The sequence below is a fragment of the Taklimakanibacter lacteus genome (assembly GCA_003576695.1).
Taxonomy (GTDB): Bacteria; Pseudomonadota; Alphaproteobacteria; order Rhizobiales; family Aestuariivirgaceae; genus Taklimakanibacter; species Taklimakanibacter lacteus.
Genome location: QOZQ01000003.1, coordinates 56,689 through 74,805 on the forward strand (window position 1 = coordinate 56,689; position 18,117 = coordinate 74,805).

Sequence of the window (18,117 nt, forward strand, 5' to 3'; positions counted from 1 at the left end):
TGCTATCACCGTCAAAGGAATACGCAAATGGTGAATGGAATTTACGCATCGCAGTGACAGTCAGTTGCATATTTCCGCCTAGTGATGGTCCGGCGGCGGCACGAAATCATAATATTCCCGTTCCAGGAGTTCGGCGAAGCGCAGGCTGACCAGGTCGCCATATTGCCGGGTGATGATCTGGACGCCGGCGGGCAGGCCCTGCTGGGTCAGCCCCATGGGCGCCACCGTCGAGGGCAGGTAGAAGCCGCCGGAATAGCCCGCCCAGAACAGCTGGTCGGTGGTCGGCACCTTCCGCCCGTTCACCAGGATCGTCCGCTCATGCCTTTCGCCCTTCTGGTCATGCGGGAAGGCGGCGGAGGCGGCCGCCGGGCAGATCATGACATCCCAGTCCTGGAAGAACCGGTCCCATAGCAGGCGCATCTGGTGGCGTCGCTCATTGGCCATAAGCCAGGAGCGGTGCGGGAGGACATAGGCACGGGTCATATGGGCGAAATAGCTGTCATCACCTGGTCGGAAGCCCTCCACCCGTTTCTGGTTCTGGGCGAATTCGGCATCACTCTGCCGCCGGCTGGTGGCCGAGCGCAGGAGCGTTATGTAATTGTCCATCGCCTCGCGGGTGGAAAAGGAAGGCCGCGCCGTCAGCGACAGACGCTTCACGCGCCGGGACAGGAACTTGACCAATTGGCCCAGCAGATCCTGCACCGGCTGGTCCACCTCGCTCACCGGGTCGCTCAGCATGACGGCGACGCGGAAGTCCTTGAAGGATTTCTGCGGAGGCGCCGGCAGCTCAAGCCGCGATGCCCGCGCCTCGACCCCGTCGGGACCGGCCAGAAGCTTGAGCATCAAGGTGAGGTCGCGGGCGCTCCTCGCCATGGGGCCGGCGACGGAAATATCGCTCGGGCTCACGATACCGGGCAGGAACTGGCCGCGCATCGGCACGATGCCATAGGTCGGCTTGTGGCCGTAGACGCCGCAATAATGCGCCGGGTTGCGGATCGAGGCGCCGATATCGGAGCCGATCTCGAGCGCGCTCATGCCGGTGGCCAGCGCCACCGCCGACCCGCCGGACGAGCCACCCGGCGAGCGCGTCACGTCCCAGGGATTGTTCGTCGTACCGTAGACGGCATTGAAGCTTTGCCAGTCGGCAAGCATCAACGGCACATTGGTCTTGCCGAACATGACGGCCCCCTGATCAGTGAGGCGGGTAAGCGCCACGGCATCCGACCTGGCGATGTTTCGGGCAAAGCGCGGATCGCCCCAGCTGGTCGGGGTTCCCGTCCAGTCGAAGCTTTCCTTGATCGTCATCGGCACGCCGTCGAAGACGCCTTTGGGCTTGCCCGCCTTGAGGCGCCGGTCGGCGGCGGTGGCCAGCTTGCGGGCCCGCGCGATGTCGCTGACGATCACCGCATTGAGGGCGGGGTTGTGTTTCCCGACCTGCGTCCAGCAGAGATCGAGCAATTCGCGCGCGCTGATCTTGCGCGAGCGCAGGAGGCGCGCCTGGGTGAGGGCTGGTTGCAGATGGATGGGAAGTTTGGTGGTCATGGATGTCGGCAGGCAACTAGAAATCGGAAGAATTCAGGGAAGCGACGCTCACTCTACACCGTCATCCCGGCGAAAGCCGGGATCCCCTGAATAAGTGCAACCTGGGAAGCATTGCTCGTACGGATAGAGTTTAGTGAATCCCGGCTTTCGCCGGGATGACGGATTGGCGGGAGGCTTCATGCCTGCATTCGTCACAGTCATATGTCTCTGCAGTAGCTAATGCTTCGCCGACGTCTCCACTGCCGGCGTCGTGTCGTCCGGATCGTGGCGCCCCACCTTGATGACCGGCTCCATCGATTTCAGCACATCGTCCGGCAGGTGGCACATGATCATATGGCCATTGCCCATGTCCTTGTTGGGCGGCATCTCCGTCTCGCAGATGGCGCCGATCTTGCGCGGGCAGCGGGTCTGGAACGGGCAGCCCGGGGGCGGGTTCATGGGCGAAGGCAACTCGCCCTTGAGCACGATATGCTTCTTGGTGACGGAGGTGTCGGCGATCGGCACGGCCGAGAGCAGCGCCTCGGTATAGGGATGATAGGGCGGCGAGAAGACTTCCTCGGTCGTTCCCTGTTCCATGATGTGACCGAGATACATGACGACGATGCGGTCGGCGAGATAGCGCACCACCGAAAGATCGTGGCTGATGAAGACGAGGGTCGTGCGCTTCTTGCGCTGGATATCGGTGAGGAGGCCCGTTACCGCCGCCTGCACCGACACATCGAGGGCGGAGACCGGCTCATCGGCAATGACGACCGCCGCCTCGCCGCCAAAGGCGCGCGCGATGCCGATGCGCTGCTTCTGGCCGCCTGAGAGCTGGCGCGGCTTGCGCTGGGCGAATTCGCGCGGCAGCTTGACCATGTCGAGCAGCTCATAGGTCTTGCGCTCCGCCTCGTCGCGGTTCTTGGCAACGCCGAACTTGCGCAACACGCGGGCGATCTGGGCGCCAACCGAATGGCTCGGATTAAGGGTCTCGAAGGGATTCTGGAACACGATCTGCAGGCTGGATATCAGCCCCGCCGGACGCTTGCGCACCGGCATGTGGCCGACTTCGAGCCCGTTGACGAGCACTTCGCCGCCGGTCGATTCCTCGAGTCCCATGAGAACCTTGGCGAGCGTGCTCTTGCCGCAGCCGGATTCACCCACGATGGCGACGGTCTCGCCCTCGCGCGCCTCGAAATCGAGTTTTTCATTGGCCTTCACGAAGCGCGACTTCTGGCCGGAGATCATCGCGGCGATCGAGTTGTCGCGGATCTCGTAGTATTTCTTCATGTTCTTGATCTGCAGCACCGGCGGTCCCGGTACGATCGGCTCGGCCTCGAGGCCTTTGGGCCTATATTTCTTCCAGTCGATCTCAGCGTAGCGGATGCAGCGCGCTTCGTGGCCGGGATCGCCCTTGATGTCGAGCATCGCAATCGGCTTGTCGCAGCGCCCAGCTTCGAAGAAATCGCAGCGCGGCCCGAAAGTGCAGCCCTTCGGCCGGTCGCGCGGCAGCGGCAATTGCCCGCGGATCGGCACGAGCGGGTGCGCATAGCGGTCCGCCCCCGGCAGCGGGATCGAGGAGAACAGGCCGCGCGTATAGGGATGGCGCATATGGTCGAAGACCTGCTTCACCTTGCCGACTTCGACCGCCTGGCCCGAATACATGACGCAGATGCGGTCGCAGGTCTCGAGGATGAGGCCGAGATTATGCGAGATATAGATCATCGACGTGCCGAAGCGCTTCGAGATGTCCTTGATCAATTCGACCACGCCGGCTTCAACCGTGACGTCGAGCGCGGTGGTCGGCTCATCGAGCAGCAGGAGCTTCGGGTTGGAGAGCAGCGCCATGGCGATGACGACGCGCTGCTGCTGGCCGCCCGACAATTGATGCGGATAGGAATTCATGATCCGGTTCGGATCGGGCAGCCGCACCGCTTCCAGCACCTCGACGGCGCGCTTATAGGCGGCATCCTCGCTGATCCCTTCGTGGATCACCAGCACTTCGGTAAGCTGGGTGCGGATGAGGAGCGACGGGTTCAGCGAAGCCATCGGCTCCTGATAGACCATCGAGATCTGCGAGCCGCGGATCTTGCGCAGCTCCTCTTGCGACATGGTGCGCATGTCGCGTCCCATGAACTTGATCTCGCCGCCCGTGATGGCGCCGTTCCTGCCCATATATTGCATGATGGCGAGCGCCACGGTGGACTTGCCACAGCCGGACTCGCCGACGATACCGACTGCCTCGCCCGGATTTACGGTGAGGTTGAAGTCATAGACCGCCGGCACAGCCCCGGCGCGGGTGTAGTAGGAGATCGAGACGTTCTTGCATTCGAGAACCGGTGTCTGAGCTGCACACATCGTTCCGTTGCTCCCTCAGTCATGCAGTGAGATTTCGCGAAGCGCATCGGCGAGGAGATTGAGGCCGAGCACCAGCGATGAGATCGCCAGGGCCGGCCAGATCATCGCATTGCTGGCCATGGCGCCGAAGCCGCGCACCTCGGCGATCATCTTGCCCCAGTCGGGATCGGGCGGCGGCAGGCCGAGGCTCAGGAAGCCGAGCACCGCGATGGCGATGATGACATAGCCAAGCCGGAGACACGCATCGACGATGAGGGGCCCGCGGGCGTTGGGCAGCAATTCGACCAGCATGATGTAGAAGGGCGACTCGCCCCTGACTTCGGCGGCGGCGATATAGTCGCGCGTCTTGAGATCGAGGACCAGGCCGCGCACGATGCGCGCCACTTGCGGCGCCGTGCCGAAAGTAATCGCGACGATGATGATGACGCCCGAGACCACGGTGCTGTCGACGCCAAGGCTGGCGATAACATGGCCCAAACGCGAATTCGGGCCGAAATTGGTGAGAATGACAAGGAACAGCACCATCGGCGGGAAGGACAGCAATACATTGCCGAGAAAGGAGATGACCTCGTCCCACCAGCCGCCGCGATAGCCGGCCATGACGCCGAGCAGCATGCCGACCGCATAGGCGACGAAGGTCGCGAGGATCGACCAGAACAGCACGAGCCGCGAGCCGTAGATGAGGCGCGAAAGGAGGTCCCGGCCTTTGTCATCGGTGCCGAGCCAATAGGTTGAGCCGTCGGGCGCCAGCGACAGGGCCGGCTTGAGAAGATCGGGGGCCGACTGCGCCAGGGGATCGCGCAGCGGCATGAGGTCGGCGCCAAGCGCCATGATGATCCAGAACAGCACCAGGAACGCGCCGAACATGCCGACATAGGATTCGCGCAGGAGAGCGATCGACCTGAGCATGCGAACAATGAATGGCGGCCGCTTCGGCATCTCGGTCGCTGGCGCAGACGTTACGGTCATGAGCTCGGTTCCTTATGCGAAACGGATGCGCGGATTGAGATAGGTGTAGCCGATATCGGAGATGAACTGCGACAGCACCGCCACGAAGACGGCGACCATGGCGCAGGCCGAGACGACATAGGTATCGCCGAAAAGCGCCGCGTCATACATGGCCTTGGCGAAGCCGTCATAGGCGAAGAACACTTCGGTCACCACGATGCCGGACAGGAGGTAGTTGAGCTGCAGGATCATGACCGTGAAGGGGGCGATCAGCGCGTTGCGCAATGCATGCCTTACCACCACGCGCTGCGGCGGAAGTCCCTTGAGCACCGCGGTTCGCACATATTGCGAGGTCATGACCTCGGCCATGGAGGCGCGCGTCATGCGGGTATAGTAGCCGAAATTGAAGATCACGAGGACGGCGACCGGCAGTACGAGCTCGCGCCAGCTGAAGCCATTGGTGAAGGAAGATGAGCCCGGCAGCCAATCGAGCCAGAAGACGAAAATGGCGACGAGGAACGTGCCGGAGGCAAATTCCGGAAAGGATGTGGTGATGACCGAGATCACCGAGATGACGCGGTCGCGCAGGCCGCCCTCATTGATGCCGGAGAGCACGCCGAGGATCAGTGAGATGACCGCCGTGATCACGAAGACGCACAGTCCGAGGATCGCGGTATTGCCGAGGCGAGGTGCCAGGAATTCCAGCACCGGACGATTGACCTGTGCCGAGATCTTCCAGTCGCCGGTGAAGAATCCGAACAGCCAGCTCAGATAGCGGACAACGAGCGGGCGATTATAGCCATTATCCTCGAGCCATTGGAGACGGCCCTCCATCGGCGAATACTGGCCGAGCACCCGCGCCGCGAGCGCCAGCTTGTCGCCTTCGAAAGCCAGGAACAACAGCATCGAGATCACGATCATCATCAGGATCATCGACGCGAGGCGTCGGCCGGCCAGCAACAGCATCCCCTCACCCTCGATTTTTGTTCTTGTTGGGAGGGGATCATAGAATCATTCAAATAAGCGAAGCAAGCATTAGCGACGCTCGACACGCCAAAAGCGAAACGGCCCCGCAATCAGCGAGGCCGTCTTGACGTCAGAGCTTGCAGAAGCGTCAGATCGCTTCCTTGAGTTCCTTGGCGGCGCGGAAGGCAACCTTCTTCGACGCCTTGATCTTGATGGCTTCGCCGGTGGCGGGATTGCGTCCCATGCGCGCCGGGCGCTTGCGGACCTGCAGGATGCCGAGGCCGGTCACGCGCACCTTGTTGCCCTTCTTGAGGTGCTTGACGACGAGATCGACGAAAGCGCCGAGGAATTCCGTCGAGGCCTTCTTCGACATTTCGTTCTTCTCGGCGAGCTCCGCTGCCACTTTCGACAGAGGAATCGTCACCACCTTCACCTTATCATCAGCCATATATTTGCTCCTTGCTTGCTGAATTCGGTAAGCGAGCCCTAGCGCATGGTTTGATTCGTGAAAACCCTTATTTTCAAGGGTTTTTACGCTGCACATGCGAGAAAACGCCCATTTGGCGGGCCTCAACCGCTCCTTCCTCCTCAACAATCCGGTTACCCGCCGGTTTGCGCTTCTGGACCCCGAACGCTGAAAAGCAGGGAATTCGGGCAAAAAAACAGCAGGGTGGCGATTCTACCACCCTCCCGGCACACTTTAATGTGTCAGGCGGACGCCCTGTTACACCCAGGGACAATTGGAATTGCGGTCGCCGAAGGTCTTGCCCTGCGCGAAGCGGGTGAAGGCGAAGGGCGCCAGTTCCGGCACCGGCTCGCCCGACACCAGATGGCGCGCGACGAGCTTGCCGACGCCGATCATCTTGTAGCCGTGGTTGGAGTCGGCGATCATATAGCCATTGTCTGCGACCCAGTCGAAGATCGGCACCGAATCCGGCGTGAAGGCGCCAATGCCGCCGTTGCGCCGCTGCTTGAACTGGCTGCCATAGTTCTTGAACTGGTCGAAGAGGTAGGCGAGCGTCGCCATGTAATAGTCCTTGAACCACGGATCGGCCTGATAGAGGTCGTTGGCGTGGCCGTAAGGATCGAGCACCGCCTTGGGGCCCATCTTGATCGGGATGGTGCCGCCCTGGACGCCGGGCGCCCCGGCGCGCTCGGCCGCGTAGCGCACATACATATAGAAGTGCTGGTCGGGGAATTTGTGCCCGTCCTCGGTGATGACCGGCGTGTTCATGAGCTCGACATGGAGGACGGGGGGATCCTTGTCGTCGCCGGTGCGATACTTGTGGCCGTCCTTGAGCAGCACCTCACCTTCGAGCAGGCGCCAGTAGGTCCACATGTCGGCATCCTTGACGACGCCGCCATCGGGATAGCGCATGTCGAGCTTGTCGGGGAGGCCCAGCCAGTCCCAGTGCCTGGTGATCCAGGCGCCGGCGCAGATGACGACCGCGTCCGCCTTGATGGTGCCCTCAGACGTGATGACGCCGGTGATGCGGCCGTTCTGCATGTCATAGCCTTCGACCGAGATGCCGGTGAAGGAGCGCACGCCCCACTGATCGCATTTCTCCTTGAGCGCGCGCACCGCCGTGTGGGTGCCGGCATAGCCCGACGGGATCTCATGCAGCACGACATCGGCACGCTCGACATTGAAGTCCGGCCAGATCTTCTTGAGGAAGCTCTTGGCCTCCTTGCCGACATACATGTCCGACTTGTAGCCGGCGGCGTTCTGGCTCTTGTGCATCTTCTCGTAGTCGGCCTGCTGGTTGCCTTCGCCGACCGAGACATAGCCCACTTGCTGGAAGCCGAAATTGACCGGGTCCGATTCCCACACATCGACCGAATGGCGCAGGATGTTGTGGATGGGCGACGTCATATAGAGATTGCGCACGCAACCGCAGGCGATGCCGGTGGCGCCGGCGCCCGGCCCGTTCTTGTCGATGAGGATGACATCCGAGCCCTTGCCCTTGCCGGAGCGCTCGAGCTCCATGGCGAGATGCCAGGCCGTCGACATGCCATGCATGCCCATGCCGACGACGACATAGGCGGCCGATTTCGGTAGATGTGCGGTGGTCATGGGCGATTTTCTCCGTAGACTGATGATATTGTCTGGTTACTTGATGAAGGGATGGGCAACCGGCTCCTTCGGCCTGAAGAAGTAGCGCCGGAAGATCTCGCCATAGCCGTTCATGCGATAGCCGTTGTTCTTGGCGATGAGCGCATCGCGCTCGGCCCGGTAGTAGGCGGGAAGCTCGTACCAGGCGAGCCGCGGCCGCGTGTGGTGGGCGACATGCAGGTTGTTGTTGAGGAACAGCAGCGACCAGAACGGCGATGCCTCGACGATGATGGTGCGCTCGCCCTCGTTCTCCGCCGCCTGGTGCTCGCAGAAGGAGCGCACCAGCATGAGGCCGATGCCGGGATAGGCGAAGAGCAATACATATTGCCAGAAGGGGATGCCGCAGATCCACAGGGCATAGATGAGCGTGACCGCGCAGGCGGTGATGTGCAGCAGCCATGCCTGCGCGATCTCGCGATCGCCCTTGACGATCGCCAGCGCTTCCGATGACCAGAAGCGGATCGAGGCGATGATGGGCCCCAGGATCATGCGGCCTGAGAGCGTGTTGTTGATCGTGTAGAGCTGCTTCAGCGGCGTGGGCAATGAGGCCCAGTGCTCGGGCAGCAGGTAATAGGATTCGGGATCGAGATGCGGATCGGTCAGATGCTCGTCATTGTGGTGGGTGAGATGCAGCTTGCGGTAGCGCCGATAGGGGAACCAGAGGCTCGGATTGATCGCGACCGCGAGCTCGTTGACGAGGCGGTTGCGGGTCGGGTGGCCATGCAGCGCCTCATGCTGGAGCGAGCCATGCAGCGCCACGAGATAGGCCGCGATGGGGACGACCACCCACCAGGGCAATGCATGGAAGAACCACATCAGGAGAGCGAGCGCCCCGTATGTGGAGGCGATAAGGGCGACGGTCGGCCACTCGATGCGCAGCGGCCTGGCGGTCTCGATTTCGCGGGGCAGGGCCATGTCGCTTTATATGCGCATCGGGCTTTACCCGCCATGCGATTATGCGCATAATCTGTTTATCGTGCTACGCATGCGCGCCCTTTGGTGACAATTGTAAACATGCAGAAGCGAGATACATCGGACATCTTCCGCCAGCGGCTTCTGGCCCTGATCGAGCGCTCCGGCCTGTCGCGGGCGCAATTTGCGGCCCGTGCCGGGCTGGACCGGTCAACGCTCTCACAGCTTCTGTCTGACGTAAACGTAAGATTGCCGCGAACCGAGACGATCGCCCGGATCGCTGCCCGCCATACGGTCTCGATCGACTGGCTTCTGGGCCTGTCCCAGCAGGACCAGGTGGCGGCCGACATCGTCTCGCAAATGGCGATCGAGCCCGATGCCGGCAGCCCGGCCGATGAGCGGCTGTTGAGCTGGCATGAGGAAGCACGCGGCTTCAAGGTGCGCTATGTGCCGGCGACCTTGCCCGACCAGGTGAAGACGGAGGCTGTGATCGCCCATGAGACGGGACGCCTCGACGAGACGGCCGCCAAGGCCTGGGCCGGCATCGCCAGGGCCCGCATCATCCATGCCAAGCGCACCGAGCACGAGATCGAGGTCTGCTCGCCCTTGCAGGGGCTCGAAGGCTTTGCCCGGGGCGAGGGCATCTGGCGCGGCCTCGCCGCGGCCGAGCGCCTGGCCCAGCTCGACCAGGCGGCGAAGCTGGTGGAGGACCTCTATCCCGCCTATCGTTGGTTCCTGTTCGACAATCGCGAGCGCTTTTCCGTGCCCTATACGGTCTTCGGGCCGATGCGCGCGGCGCTCTATGTCGGCGACATGTATTTCGTCTTCACCTCGACCGAGCATATCCGCGAGCTGTCGCGCCATTTCGACAATCTCATCCGCAATGCCCGCATCCAGCCCAATGAGACGGCAGGGTTCATTCGCTCTCTGATCAGGGACGTCCGATGACCATTTCGCTTCCCATGTATGACTGGCCGGAAGTGCGCGAAGCGACCGACGCCTGGGCGCAAGGGGTAATGCGGCATATGGGACAGGCAGACAAGGTGCTCGATCGCACGCCTGATCATTTCTCCGGCTGGCGGCGCGGCGATCTCCTTTTCAGCCAGACCTGCGGCTATCCCTTCACGCATGAATTCAGGGGCAGGCTCGCTTATGTGGCGACCCCGCATTATGCCGTGCCGGGATGCGACGGGCCCGCTTACTGCAGCTTCGTCCTGGCGCGCGAGAAACGTCCGCTTGCCGATTTCAAGGGCAGCCGTGCGGCGGTGAACAATCCCGATTCCATGTCGGGCATGCTGGCGCTGAAGCTGGTCTTCGCGCCCCATGCCGAGGGCGGTCGTTTCTTTGCGGACGTGCTGAGGTCCGGCGGGCATGTCAATTCGATGATCGCGGTGCGCGATGGTGCGGCGGATGTCTGCACGATCGATTCGGTCTGCGTCGCGCTGGCGCGGCGCTACCGGCCGGATTACCTGGACGGCCTCGTCGAGATCGCCCGCTCGCCCATGGTGCCGGGACTTCCCTATGTGTCGGCACTCAGCGGCGATGTGCAGCCCTTGCGCTTGGCGCTGGAGAAGGCTTTCGCCGATCCGGCGCTCGCCGACATCCGCGAAGCTTTGTTCCTCAGCCATCATTCGGTCCTTGCCCCGGAAGCCTATGACCTTATTCTGCGGCTCGAAGAGAAAATGCAACAAGGCGGCGGACTGGAGCTCTGATGATCGATCTCTACACCTGGAGCACGCCCAATGGGCGCAAGGTCTCCATAGCGCTCGAGGAGATGGGTCTCGCTTACGAGGCGCATCCGATCAATATCGGCAAGGGTGAGCAGTTCGGTGCCGACTTCCTCAAGATCTCGCCCAACAACAAGATCCCCGCCATCATTGACCGCGACGACGGCCAGAGCATCTTCGAGTCGGGCGCCATCCTGATGTATCTCGGCGACAAGACCGGCAAGCTTTATCCGAGCGAGGCCAAGGCGCGCATCCGCATCCATGAATGGCTGATGTGGCAGATGTCGGCCATCGGCCCGTTTCTCGGCCGCGCGCACTATTTCCTGCATTACAATGAGGGCAAGGCGCCCTTCGCCGATGCCTGGTTCGAAGCCGAGGCGAAGCGCCTTTATGGCGTGCTGGACCGGCTGCTGAAGGACCAGGACTTCATGTGTGGCGATTATTCGATCGTCGACATCGCGACCTTCCCCTGGATCGCCCGCTTCGAATGGCAGAAGATCGATCTCGGCAATTTCCCCAATGTCGCGCGCTGGTACCGTACGATGGCGGCGCGCCCGGCGGTGATCAAGGGCTACAAGGTGCCCGATGCAAAGGCCGAGATTCCCTTACCGGCTTGATCACGTTTTGGCCGGCATCAGCTCGTCGGGCGAGGGCTTGGCCCTGATGAAGGCGTCGAGCGCTTCGCAGCGCTCGCTCAGGCGTTCGAGACGGGGATAGCGGCCCAGGGGAAAGGCTTCCGGCAAGCGCAGCTTCAGATAGCCAATGAGGCAGCCGAGCGTGACGTCGGCCTGGGTGAGCTTCCTGCCGAAATACCAGGGCTCCTGCGCATGCGCGTCGAGATAGACGAGGGCGCCGGAAAGCTGCGCCATGCAGCGGACCGTCCATTCATGCGCGATGCCCTGGGCCGTGTGGAAGTGGCGCTCATAGACCACGGCCAGAGTCTTGTCGATGGCGCCTGTCGCCATCGACACGATCTGCAGCACGCGGCGGCGCTCGTCGCCGCTGCGCGGGATCAGGGCCTTCTGCGGCCCCACCAGCTCGTCCAGATAGTCGATGATGGCGCCGCTGTCATAGAGCGTCTCGTCGCCGTCGATGATGAGCGAGGGGATGCGCATCAGGGGATTGATCTCGACCATGGCGGGATGGAAGACCGACAGCCGGTTGCGCTCGAAGCGCAGATGATAGTGGTGAAGCGTGACCGCCACCCGGCGCACGTAAGGAGAGTCGAACTGGCCGACGAGGATCATTGAAGGCCCCAATCTCGAACCCCGCATCTTTTAAGGCTTTTGCGGCGGCAATCAATGCTTGGCGAAGGTTAACTCCTGAGCCTGCCCTTGCGGCGGGTCTGGACCCGTCAGGACCGGCGCCCGTCAGGCAGCCTTGTCATCTGCGTCCTGGACATCGACCAGGAGCTTCTTGCCGAGGACCTCGAAAGCGTGCTCGATCTTGGTGAGATTGGTCGCATGATTGAGGTCGAGGATGCGGTCGACTTCCTGCTTGTGAATGGACATGCGCCGCGCCAGATCCGACTTGCGGATGCCGTCTTTCCACATGGACTGATAGAGCAGGACCTTGACCGATGCCTGCACGGGCAAGGTCACACGGATATCGCGCGGCTTGGTCTTGGAGGGGACCGGAATTTCCCGGCGGTCAGAAATACGCGCTTCGATGGCTTCCTCGAAAGCACCGAGCGCATAGCGCAAAGCCTCTTCCCGAGTCTCGCCGAAAGTCGTGAGCTCGGGAAAGTCCGGCGATGTCACGAGGAACGTGCCATTGTCGTCGGGCCTGAGCTGAACACGATACGAAATCATTTCAATCCGAGGTGATCTTGTGAACGAGGTCCGTGCGCACGGATGGGCACACAGTCAGCACGCTTTGATAAGCGTGCCCATGGCGTGAAATATGGAGAGCATAAACAGAAGTCAACAAAAACGTTGACTATGGGTTTGCGGTGAGCCGTGCCGCGGCCCTGTCATGCCCGATGAGCGGCAGGAGAAGCGCCAGCTCGGGCCCGTGATCGAGGCCGGTCAGGGCCAGCCGCAGAGGCATGAACAGGGCCTTGCCCTTGCGGCCGGTCTTCGCCTTCACGGCTTCCGTCCAGGTCTTCCAGGTCTCGCTGCTCCAGGGCGAAGGCGGCAGCAGTTGCGCAGCGGTGGCGATGAAATCGCGGTCTTCGCCGGCGATCACCGGGGTGATGTCTCCCGCGACGATGGTCCACCACGCGCCGACATCGGCAAAAAGGGTGAGGTTGCCGCGCACCGCCAGCCAGAAGGCCTCATCACCCCGGGTGAGCCTGGTTTTGACGGCCTCATAGGGCAGCATATGGAGAAGCCTGGCATTGAGCCCGCGCAGCTCATTGTCGTCGAAACGGGCCGGCGCGCGCGACAGCTTGCCGAGATCGCAGCCGTCGATGAGCTCGCGATAGTCGATGCAGGGATGGATGGAATCCGACGTGCCGAGCAGGGCGGCATGGCTCACCACCGCCATTGCCTCGAGCCCTTCATCGCGCAGGGCGGCGATCGCCAGTGAGCCCAGGCGCTTCGACAGGCCCTGGCCGTCGGCGCCGGTCAGGAGGCTGTGATGGGCGAAGCTCGGCACCGTTCCCGCAAGGGCTTCGAAGATCTCGATCTGCACCGCCGTGTTGACGACATGGTCCTCGCCGCGGATCACATGGGTGATGCCGAAATCGATGTCATCGACGACCGACGGCAAGGTGTAGAGATAGGTGCCGTCCTCGCGCACCAATACGGGATCGGAAAGATTGGTCGTGTCGATATGCTGGGGCCCGCGGATGAGGTCGGTCCATTCGACGATGCGGTGCTCGAGCTTGAAGCGCCAATGCGGCTTGCGGCCCTCCGCCTCGAGCGCCTTGCGCTCTGCGTCGCTGAGCTTGAGCGCGGCGCGGTCATAGACCGGCGGCTGGTGGCGGGCGAGTTGGCGCTTGCGCCGCCTTTCGAGCTCGTCCGCCGTCTCATAGCAAGGATAGAGCCGTCCCGTGGCCTTGAGCCGCTCGGCGGCCGCGTCATAGGCAGCGAAACGTTTCGACTGATATTCGACGCGGTCGGGCGTGATGCCGAGCCAGTCGAGATCGACCGCGATGCCTTCGGCGAACTCCACCTTCGAGCGCTCGACATCGGTGTCGTCATAGCGCAGCACGAATTTGCCGCCGTTCTTCCGGGCGTAGAGCCAGTTGAGGATGGCGGTGCGGCCATTGCCGATATGGATGCGGCCCGTGGGCGAGGGCGCGAAACGCAGGACTGGCGCCATGTCAGCGGTTGTCCCGGAAGCCGTTGACGATCGGATAGCGTCGGTCGCGGCCGAAATTGCGCCTGGTGATCTTGACGCCCGGCGCTGCCTGGCGCCGCTTGTATTCGGCGATATAGAGCATGTGCTGCACGCGCTTCACCAGCGCTTCCGCATGGCCGCGCCTGACGATCTCGGCGACCGGCATCTCGTTCTCGACCAGGCAGGAGAGGATGTCGTCGAGCGCGTCATAGGGCGGCAGCGTATCCTGGTCGGTCTGGTTCTCGCGCAACTCGGCGGTCGGCGCCTTCGAGATGATGCGCTCGGGGATGAGATCGCGCTCAGGCCCGCGAAGTCCCTTGGGACGGTTCGCATTGCGCCAGCTTGCCAGGCGGTAGACTTCCGTCTTGTAGACGTCCTTGATCGGATTGAAGCCGCCATTCATGTCGCCATAGAGCGTCGCATAGCCGACCGACATTTCCGACTTGTTGCCGGTGGTCAGCACCATCGAGCCGAATTTGTTGGAGATCGCCATCAGGATCACGCCGCGGCTGCGCGACTGGATATTCTCTTCGGTGATGTCGCGGTTATGGCCGTTGAACATCGGCTTGAGGGCCGAGAGGAAGCCTTCGACCGGCTCCTTGATCGGCACCACGTCATAGCGCACGGAGAGCGCCCTGGCGCAGGCTTCCGCATCGACGAGGCTGTCCTTGCTCGTATAGGCATAGGGCAGCATCACGCAATGGACGCGCTCCGGCCCCAGCGCGTCGACCGCCATGGCGGCGACCACGGCCGAATCGATGCCGCCCGAAAGTCCCAGCACCACGCCGGGGAAGCGGCATTTCTCGACATAATCCTTGAGGCCGAGGACGCAGGCGAGCCACGTCTCTTCTTCCTTCTCGGGCAGGCGCGCAATCTCTCCCATTTCCATGCGCCAGCCTGTGTCGCCGCGCATCCAGGTCGTGATGGCGACGGCTTCCTCGAACATCGGCATCTGCAGCGCCAGGCTGTGATCGGCATTGATGACGAAGGAGGCGCCGTCGAAGACGAGCTCGTCCTGGCCGCCGATCTGGTTGAGATAAGCGAGCGGCAGGCCGGTCTCGGTGACGCGCGCCACCACCAGATTGAGCCTGGTATCGTCCTTGTTCTGCTCGAAGGGCGAGCCATTGGGCACCAGCAGCAATTCGGCGCCGGTCTCGGCCAGCGTCTCGCAGGTCTCTTCCGTCCAGATGTCCTCGCAGATCGGCACGCCGATCCTCACCCCCTTGAAGCTGATGGGGCCGGGCGCGGGGCCGGCATTGAAGACGCGCTTCTCGTCGAAGACGCCGTAATTGGGGAGATCATATTTGAAGCGCAGCGTCTCGATCTTGCCGTTGTTGAGGAGCGCCACCGCATTGTGCAGCGATGTGCCTTCGCGCCAGGGCAGCCCGATCAGGATGGCGGGGCCGTCGGCCGTGTCCCTGGCCAGATCCTCGACCGCCAGCTTGCAGGCGGCGACGAAGGAGGGCCGCAGCACCAGATCCTCGGGCGGATAGCCGGAGATAAAAAGCTCAGGATAGAGGATGAGATCGGCTTGCGCCGCCTTGGCCCTGGCATAGGCCTCGCGGGCCTTGGCGAGATTGCCGGTGACAGCGCCGACGGTCGGATTAAGCTGGGCCAGGGCAATGACGAGACGGTCGGTCATGGCCCGCTATTAGCGCAGCCGGGCTATTCCTTCAATTGATCTTGCGTCGTTTCAGCCATGCCGGATTTGACAGGCTTTCGAGATACTTGAAGCCTGGTCCGGCGCTTCCGGAGGTTGACGGACAGGACAAAACTCAGCAAGAACCCGCTATGACAGTTTATCATCTCGTGACCCGCGCAAATGCCGCTTCGCCCGCTTTCAGCGCGCCGGAGCGTTCACCCCTTTCCTATGGCGATCTGAAGAGCCTCATCGACCGCACCGTGGCCGCGCTCAACGCCATGGGGCTGGGGCGAGGCGACAAGGTCGCCATCGTGCTTCCCAATGGTCCTGAAATGGCGGCGGCCTTTGTCGCCATGGCCTGCGCCGTGACGACGGCGCCGCTCAACCCTGCCTATCGCGAGGATGAGTTCGCCTTCTACATGGATGATCTCAAGGCCAGGGCGCTGGTGGTCGAGACGGGCAGCACGTCACCGGCCGTGGCGGCGGCCAAAAGGCTTGGCCTTCCCGTCATCGCGATCAGCCCCGGCCAATTGGCGGGAGAGTTCACGCTCGCTTCGGCCGGCGCCGGCAAGCCGGCAGTTCCCGGTCTCGCCGGTCCACAGGACGTAGCGCTGGTTCTTCACACGTCAGGCACCACGTCGCGTCCCAAGATCGTGCCCTTGAGCCACGCCAACCTCACGGCCTCGGCCGGAAATATCGTCCGTACACTGAATTTGACGGCGGCCGACCGCTGCCTCAACATCATGCCGCTGTTCCATATCCATGGGCTGGTGGCGGCGATCCTGGCGAGCCTCGCCGCCGGCGGCAGCATCTGCTGCACGCCGGGCTTCAACGCGCTCAAGTTCTTTGCCTGGATGGATGAGGCCGCCCCCAGCTGGTATTCGGCGGTGCCCACCATGCACCAGGCGATCCTGGTGCGCGCCGAGCGCAACCGCGCGGTGATCGACCGGCATCCCTTGCGCTTCATCCGCTCGAGCTCGGCGTCGCTGCCGGCGCCGGTGCTCGCCGATCTCGAAAAGGCCTTCTCCTGCCCGGTGATCGAAGCCTATTCGATGACCGAGAATGCCCATCAGATGACGTCGAACCAGCTGCCCCCGGGCAAGCGCAAGCCGGGCTTCGTCGGCGCCGCCGCCGGTCCCGAAGTGGCGGTGATGGCGCCCGATGGCCGCCTGCTCGGCGCCGATGAGGAGGGCGAGGTGGTGACGCGCGGGCCCAATGTCACCGAGGGCTATGAGAACAACCCCGCCGCCAACGCGACGGCTTTCGCGCATGGCTGGTTCCATACCGGTGATCAGGGTTTCATGGACGAGGACGGCTTCCTCAAGATCACCGGCCGCCTGAAGGAGATCATCAATCGCGGCGGCGAGAAGATCGCCCCCGTCGAAGTGGACGAGGTGCTGATGGATCATCCGGCGGTGCATCAGGCGGTGACCTTCGCCATGCCGCATGACAAGCTCGGCGAGGATGTCGCCGCCGCCATCGTGCTGAAAGAGGGCATGAGCGCCGACGAGCGCGCCTTGCGCGATTTCGCCGCCAGGCGCCTCGCCGATTTCAAGGTGCCGCGCAAGATCATCATCGTGTCCGAGATTCCAAAGGGCGCCACCGGCAAGATGCAGCGCATCGGCCTGGCCCAGAAGCTGGGTCTCGCATGACCAGGGTCTGCATCTTCGGCGCCGGCGCCATTGGCGGCTATGTCGGTGCCAGGCTCGCCAAGGCGGGCGAAGCGGATATATCGCTGGTGGCGCGCGGCGCCCATCTCGATGCCATGAAGGCCAAGGGCCTGACTCTCACCCAGGCGGGCGAGACCTGGACGGTCAATCCCAGGGTGACAGCCGATCCAGCTGAATTGGGGCCGCAGGATTTCATCCTCCTGACCCTCAAGAGCCATGCGCTGCCGGGTATCGTCGATGCGCTGCAGCCCTTGATCGGACCGCAGACGACCTTGTTGTTCGGCCAGAACGGCGTGCCCTGGTGGTATTTCTACAAGCATGGCGGGCGCTTCGACGGCCGGCAGCTCGAAAGCGTCGATCCGGGCGGTGTCCTGTGGAAGAAGATCGGCCCGGAGCGGGCGCTGGGCTGCGTGATCTGGCAGGCGGCCGAGATCGAGAGCCCCGGTCATATCGTCCATGGTTATGGTGAGCGCATGCCGCTCGGCGAGCCCTCCGGCGAGATCAGCGAGCGGGCCAGGACCTTGAGCCGGCTTCTCATCAATGCCGGCATCAAGAGCCCCGTCAGGCTCGGCCTGCGCAATGAAATATGGCTCAAATTATGGGGCAATCTGAGCTTCAACCCAGTGAGCGTCCTGACGCGGGGCACGCTCGAGGCGCTGGCCCGGGACCAGGGCACGCGCAACGTGCTGCGCGCCATGATGGTGGAGGCGCAGGCCGTCGGTGAGGCCTTGGGTGTGACCTTCTCGGTGGGGGTCGAGGAGCGCATGGACATGGCCGCCAAGGTGGGGGCGCACCGCACCTCCATGCTGCAGGATGTCGAGGCCGGACGGCCGACCGAGCTGGACGCGCTGCTCGGCGCCGTCATCGAATTGGCGCAAATGACAGGCATCGCGACTCCGGCGCTGAAACTGGTATATGATCTGACGAGGTTCAGCGCCCGCGTGGCGTAGGATTCAGGGTATCGACAGGGAGGCA

The 18,117-nt window shown here is 63.0% G+C and carries 16 protein-coding genes; 5 read left to right on the forward strand and 11 right to left on the reverse strand.

What is annotated here, in order from left to right:
• Positions 1–78: 78 nt before the first annotated feature.
• The 7 genes from DT068_RS05920 to DT068_RS05950 all read right to left on the reverse strand — a co-directional run bounded on the left by DT068_RS05920 (position 79) and on the right by DT068_RS05950 (position 8,821).
• The gene (locus DT068_RS05920; RefSeq protein ID WP_119388887.1) at positions 79–1,542 is read right to left on the reverse strand and encodes an amidase; all 1,464 of its coding nucleotides are present in this window, start codon (positions 1,540–1,542) and stop codon (positions 79–81) included.
• Positions 1,543–1,758: 216 nt separating this feature from the next.
• Positions 1,759–3,879, reverse strand: a complete 2,121-nt coding sequence (locus DT068_RS05925; protein ID WP_119388888.1) for a dipeptide ABC transporter ATP-binding protein — start codon at positions 3,877–3,879, stop codon at positions 1,759–1,761.
• Between the two features lie 15 nt (positions 3,880–3,894).
• The gene (locus DT068_RS05930) at positions 3,895–4,848 is read right to left on the reverse strand and encodes an ABC transporter permease (protein ID WP_119388889.1); all 954 of its coding nucleotides are present in this window, start codon (positions 4,846–4,848) and stop codon (positions 3,895–3,897) included.
• 12 nt (positions 4,849–4,860) lie between these two features.
• Complete coding sequence (locus DT068_RS05935) at positions 4,861–5,793, reverse strand: ABC transporter permease (RefSeq protein ID WP_119388890.1); 933 nt, start codon at positions 5,791–5,793, stop codon at positions 4,861–4,863.
• 148 nt (positions 5,794–5,941) lie between these two features.
• Positions 5,942–6,241 carry an HU family DNA-binding protein gene (locus tag DT068_RS05940; RefSeq protein WP_119388891.1) on the reverse strand — a complete coding sequence of 100 codons (300 nt, stop codon included), beginning with the start codon at positions 6,239–6,241 and terminating at the stop codon, positions 5,942–5,944.
• 276 nt (positions 6,242–6,517) lie between these two features.
• Positions 6,518–7,867: an NAD(P)/FAD-dependent oxidoreductase gene (locus DT068_RS05945; RefSeq protein WP_119388892.1), complete on the reverse strand. Its 1,350-nt coding sequence runs from the start codon at positions 7,865–7,867 to the stop codon at positions 6,518–6,520.
• A gap of 36 nt (positions 7,868–7,903) precedes the next feature.
• Positions 7,904–8,821, reverse strand: a complete 918-nt coding sequence (locus DT068_RS05950; RefSeq protein ID WP_119388893.1) for a fatty acid desaturase — start codon at positions 8,819–8,821, stop codon at positions 7,904–7,906.
• A 99-nt stretch (positions 8,822–8,920) separates the two neighbouring features.
• Between DT068_RS05950 and DT068_RS05955 the strand changes: the two genes are divergently transcribed.
• Genes DT068_RS05955 through DT068_RS05965 form a run of 3 tightly spaced genes read left to right on the forward strand, consistent with a single transcriptional unit; the run spans position 8,921 to position 11,162 of the window.
• Positions 8,921–9,766 carry a helix-turn-helix domain-containing protein gene (locus DT068_RS05955; protein WP_119388894.1) on the forward strand — a complete coding sequence of 282 codons (846 nt, stop codon included), beginning with the start codon at positions 8,921–8,923 and terminating at the stop codon, positions 9,764–9,766.
• On the forward strand, positions 9,763–10,530 hold the full coding sequence (locus tag DT068_RS05960; RefSeq protein WP_119388895.1) for a phosphate/phosphite/phosphonate ABC transporter substrate-binding protein: 768 nt from the start codon (positions 9,763–9,765) through the stop codon (positions 10,528–10,530). The genes DT068_RS05955 and DT068_RS05960 overlap by 4 nt, the downstream gene beginning before the upstream one ends.
• Complete coding sequence (locus DT068_RS05965) at positions 10,530–11,162, forward strand: glutathione S-transferase family protein (RefSeq protein WP_119388896.1); 633 nt, start codon at positions 10,530–10,532, stop codon at positions 11,160–11,162. The genes DT068_RS05960 and DT068_RS05965 overlap by 1 nt, the downstream gene beginning before the upstream one ends.
• Here DT068_RS05965 and DT068_RS05970 read toward each other — a convergent pair whose 3' ends face one another.
• From DT068_RS05970 to DT068_RS05985, 4 genes are all read right to left on the reverse strand, one after another.
• Positions 11,163–11,792, reverse strand: coding sequence for a glutathione S-transferase family protein (locus DT068_RS05970; RefSeq protein ID WP_162914022.1), 630 nt, complete (start codon positions 11,790–11,792; stop codon positions 11,163–11,165). It abuts the gene before it with no gap.
• 123 nt (positions 11,793–11,915) lie between these two features.
• A complete protein-coding gene (locus DT068_RS05975; RefSeq protein ID WP_119388898.1) occupies positions 11,916–12,356 on the reverse strand; it encodes a type II toxin-antitoxin system HicB family antitoxin in 441 nt (146 codons plus the stop codon).
• Between the two features lie 127 nt (positions 12,357–12,483).
• On the reverse strand, positions 12,484–13,812 hold the full coding sequence (gltX, locus tag DT068_RS05980; protein ID WP_119388899.1) for a glutamate--tRNA ligase: 1,329 nt from the start codon (positions 13,810–13,812) through the stop codon (positions 12,484–12,486).
• Position 13,813: 1 nt separating this feature from the next.
• The gene (locus tag DT068_RS05985) at positions 13,814–15,472 is read right to left on the reverse strand and encodes an NAD+ synthase (protein ID WP_119388900.1); all 1,659 of its coding nucleotides are present in this window, start codon (positions 15,470–15,472) and stop codon (positions 13,814–13,816) included.
• Positions 15,473–15,621: 149 nt separating this feature from the next.
• On the opposite strand from DT068_RS05985, the gene DT068_RS05990 reads away from it, so the two are divergent.
• Together DT068_RS05990 and DT068_RS05995 are read left to right on the forward strand one after the other, a co-directional pair.
• Complete coding sequence (locus DT068_RS05990) at positions 15,622–17,124, forward strand: acyl--CoA ligase (protein ID WP_119388901.1); 1,503 nt, start codon at positions 15,622–15,624, stop codon at positions 17,122–17,124.
• Positions 17,121–18,092, forward strand: a complete 972-nt coding sequence (locus DT068_RS05995) for a 2-dehydropantoate 2-reductase (protein WP_119388902.1) — start codon at positions 17,121–17,123, stop codon at positions 18,090–18,092. The genes DT068_RS05990 and DT068_RS05995 overlap by 4 nt, the downstream gene beginning before the upstream one ends.
• The last annotated feature ends 25 nt before the right edge of the window (positions 18,093–18,117 follow it).

Bases quoted from the DNA above. Each gene is read 5' to 3' on its own strand.
- DT068_RS05920 (WP_119388887.1), bottom strand. From the start codon at position 1,542: ATGACCACCAAACTTCCCATCCATCTGCAACCAGCCCTCACCCAGGCG.
- DT068_RS05925 (WP_119388888.1), bottom strand. From the start codon at position 3,879: ATGTGTGCAGCTCAGACACCGGTTCTCGAATGCAAGAACGTCTCGATC.
- DT068_RS05930 (WP_119388889.1), bottom strand. From the start codon at position 4,848: ATGACCGTAACGTCTGCGCCAGCGACCGAGATGCCGAAGCGGCCGCCA.
- DT068_RS05935 (WP_119388890.1), bottom strand. From the start codon at position 5,793: ATGCTGTTGCTGGCCGGCCGACGCCTCGCGTCGATGATCCTGATGATG.
- DT068_RS05940 (WP_119388891.1), bottom strand. From the start codon at position 6,241: ATGGCTGATGATAAGGTGAAGGTGGTGACGATTCCTCTGTCGAAAGTG.
- DT068_RS05945 (WP_119388892.1), bottom strand. From the start codon at position 7,867: ATGACCACCGCACATCTACCGAAATCGGCCGCCTATGTCGTCGTCGGC.
- DT068_RS05950 (WP_119388893.1), bottom strand. From the start codon at position 8,821: ATGGCCCTGCCCCGCGAAATCGAGACCGCCAGGCCGCTGCGCATCGAG.
- DT068_RS05955 (WP_119388894.1), top strand. From the start codon at position 8,921: ATGCAGAAGCGAGATACATCGGACATCTTCCGCCAGCGGCTTCTGGCC.
- DT068_RS05960 (WP_119388895.1), top strand. From the start codon at position 9,763: ATGACCATTTCGCTTCCCATGTATGACTGGCCGGAAGTGCGCGAAGCG.
- DT068_RS05965 (WP_119388896.1), top strand. From the start codon at position 10,530: ATGATCGATCTCTACACCTGGAGCACGCCCAATGGGCGCAAGGTCTCC.
- DT068_RS05970 (WP_162914022.1), bottom strand. From the start codon at position 11,792: ATGATCCTCGTCGGCCAGTTCGACTCTCCTTACGTGCGCCGGGTGGCG.
- DT068_RS05975 (WP_119388898.1), bottom strand. From the start codon at position 12,356: ATGATTTCGTATCGTGTTCAGCTCAGGCCCGACGACAATGGCACGTTC.
- gltX (WP_119388899.1), bottom strand. From the start codon at position 13,812: ATGGCGCCAGTCCTGCGTTTCGCGCCCTCGCCCACGGGCCGCATCCAT.
- DT068_RS05985 (WP_119388900.1), bottom strand. From the start codon at position 15,472: ATGACCGACCGTCTCGTCATTGCCCTGGCCCAGCTTAATCCGACCGTC.
- DT068_RS05990 (WP_119388901.1), top strand. From the start codon at position 15,622: ATGACAGTTTATCATCTCGTGACCCGCGCAAATGCCGCTTCGCCCGCT.
- DT068_RS05995 (WP_119388902.1), top strand. From the start codon at position 17,121: ATGACCAGGGTCTGCATCTTCGGCGCCGGCGCCATTGGCGGCTATGTC.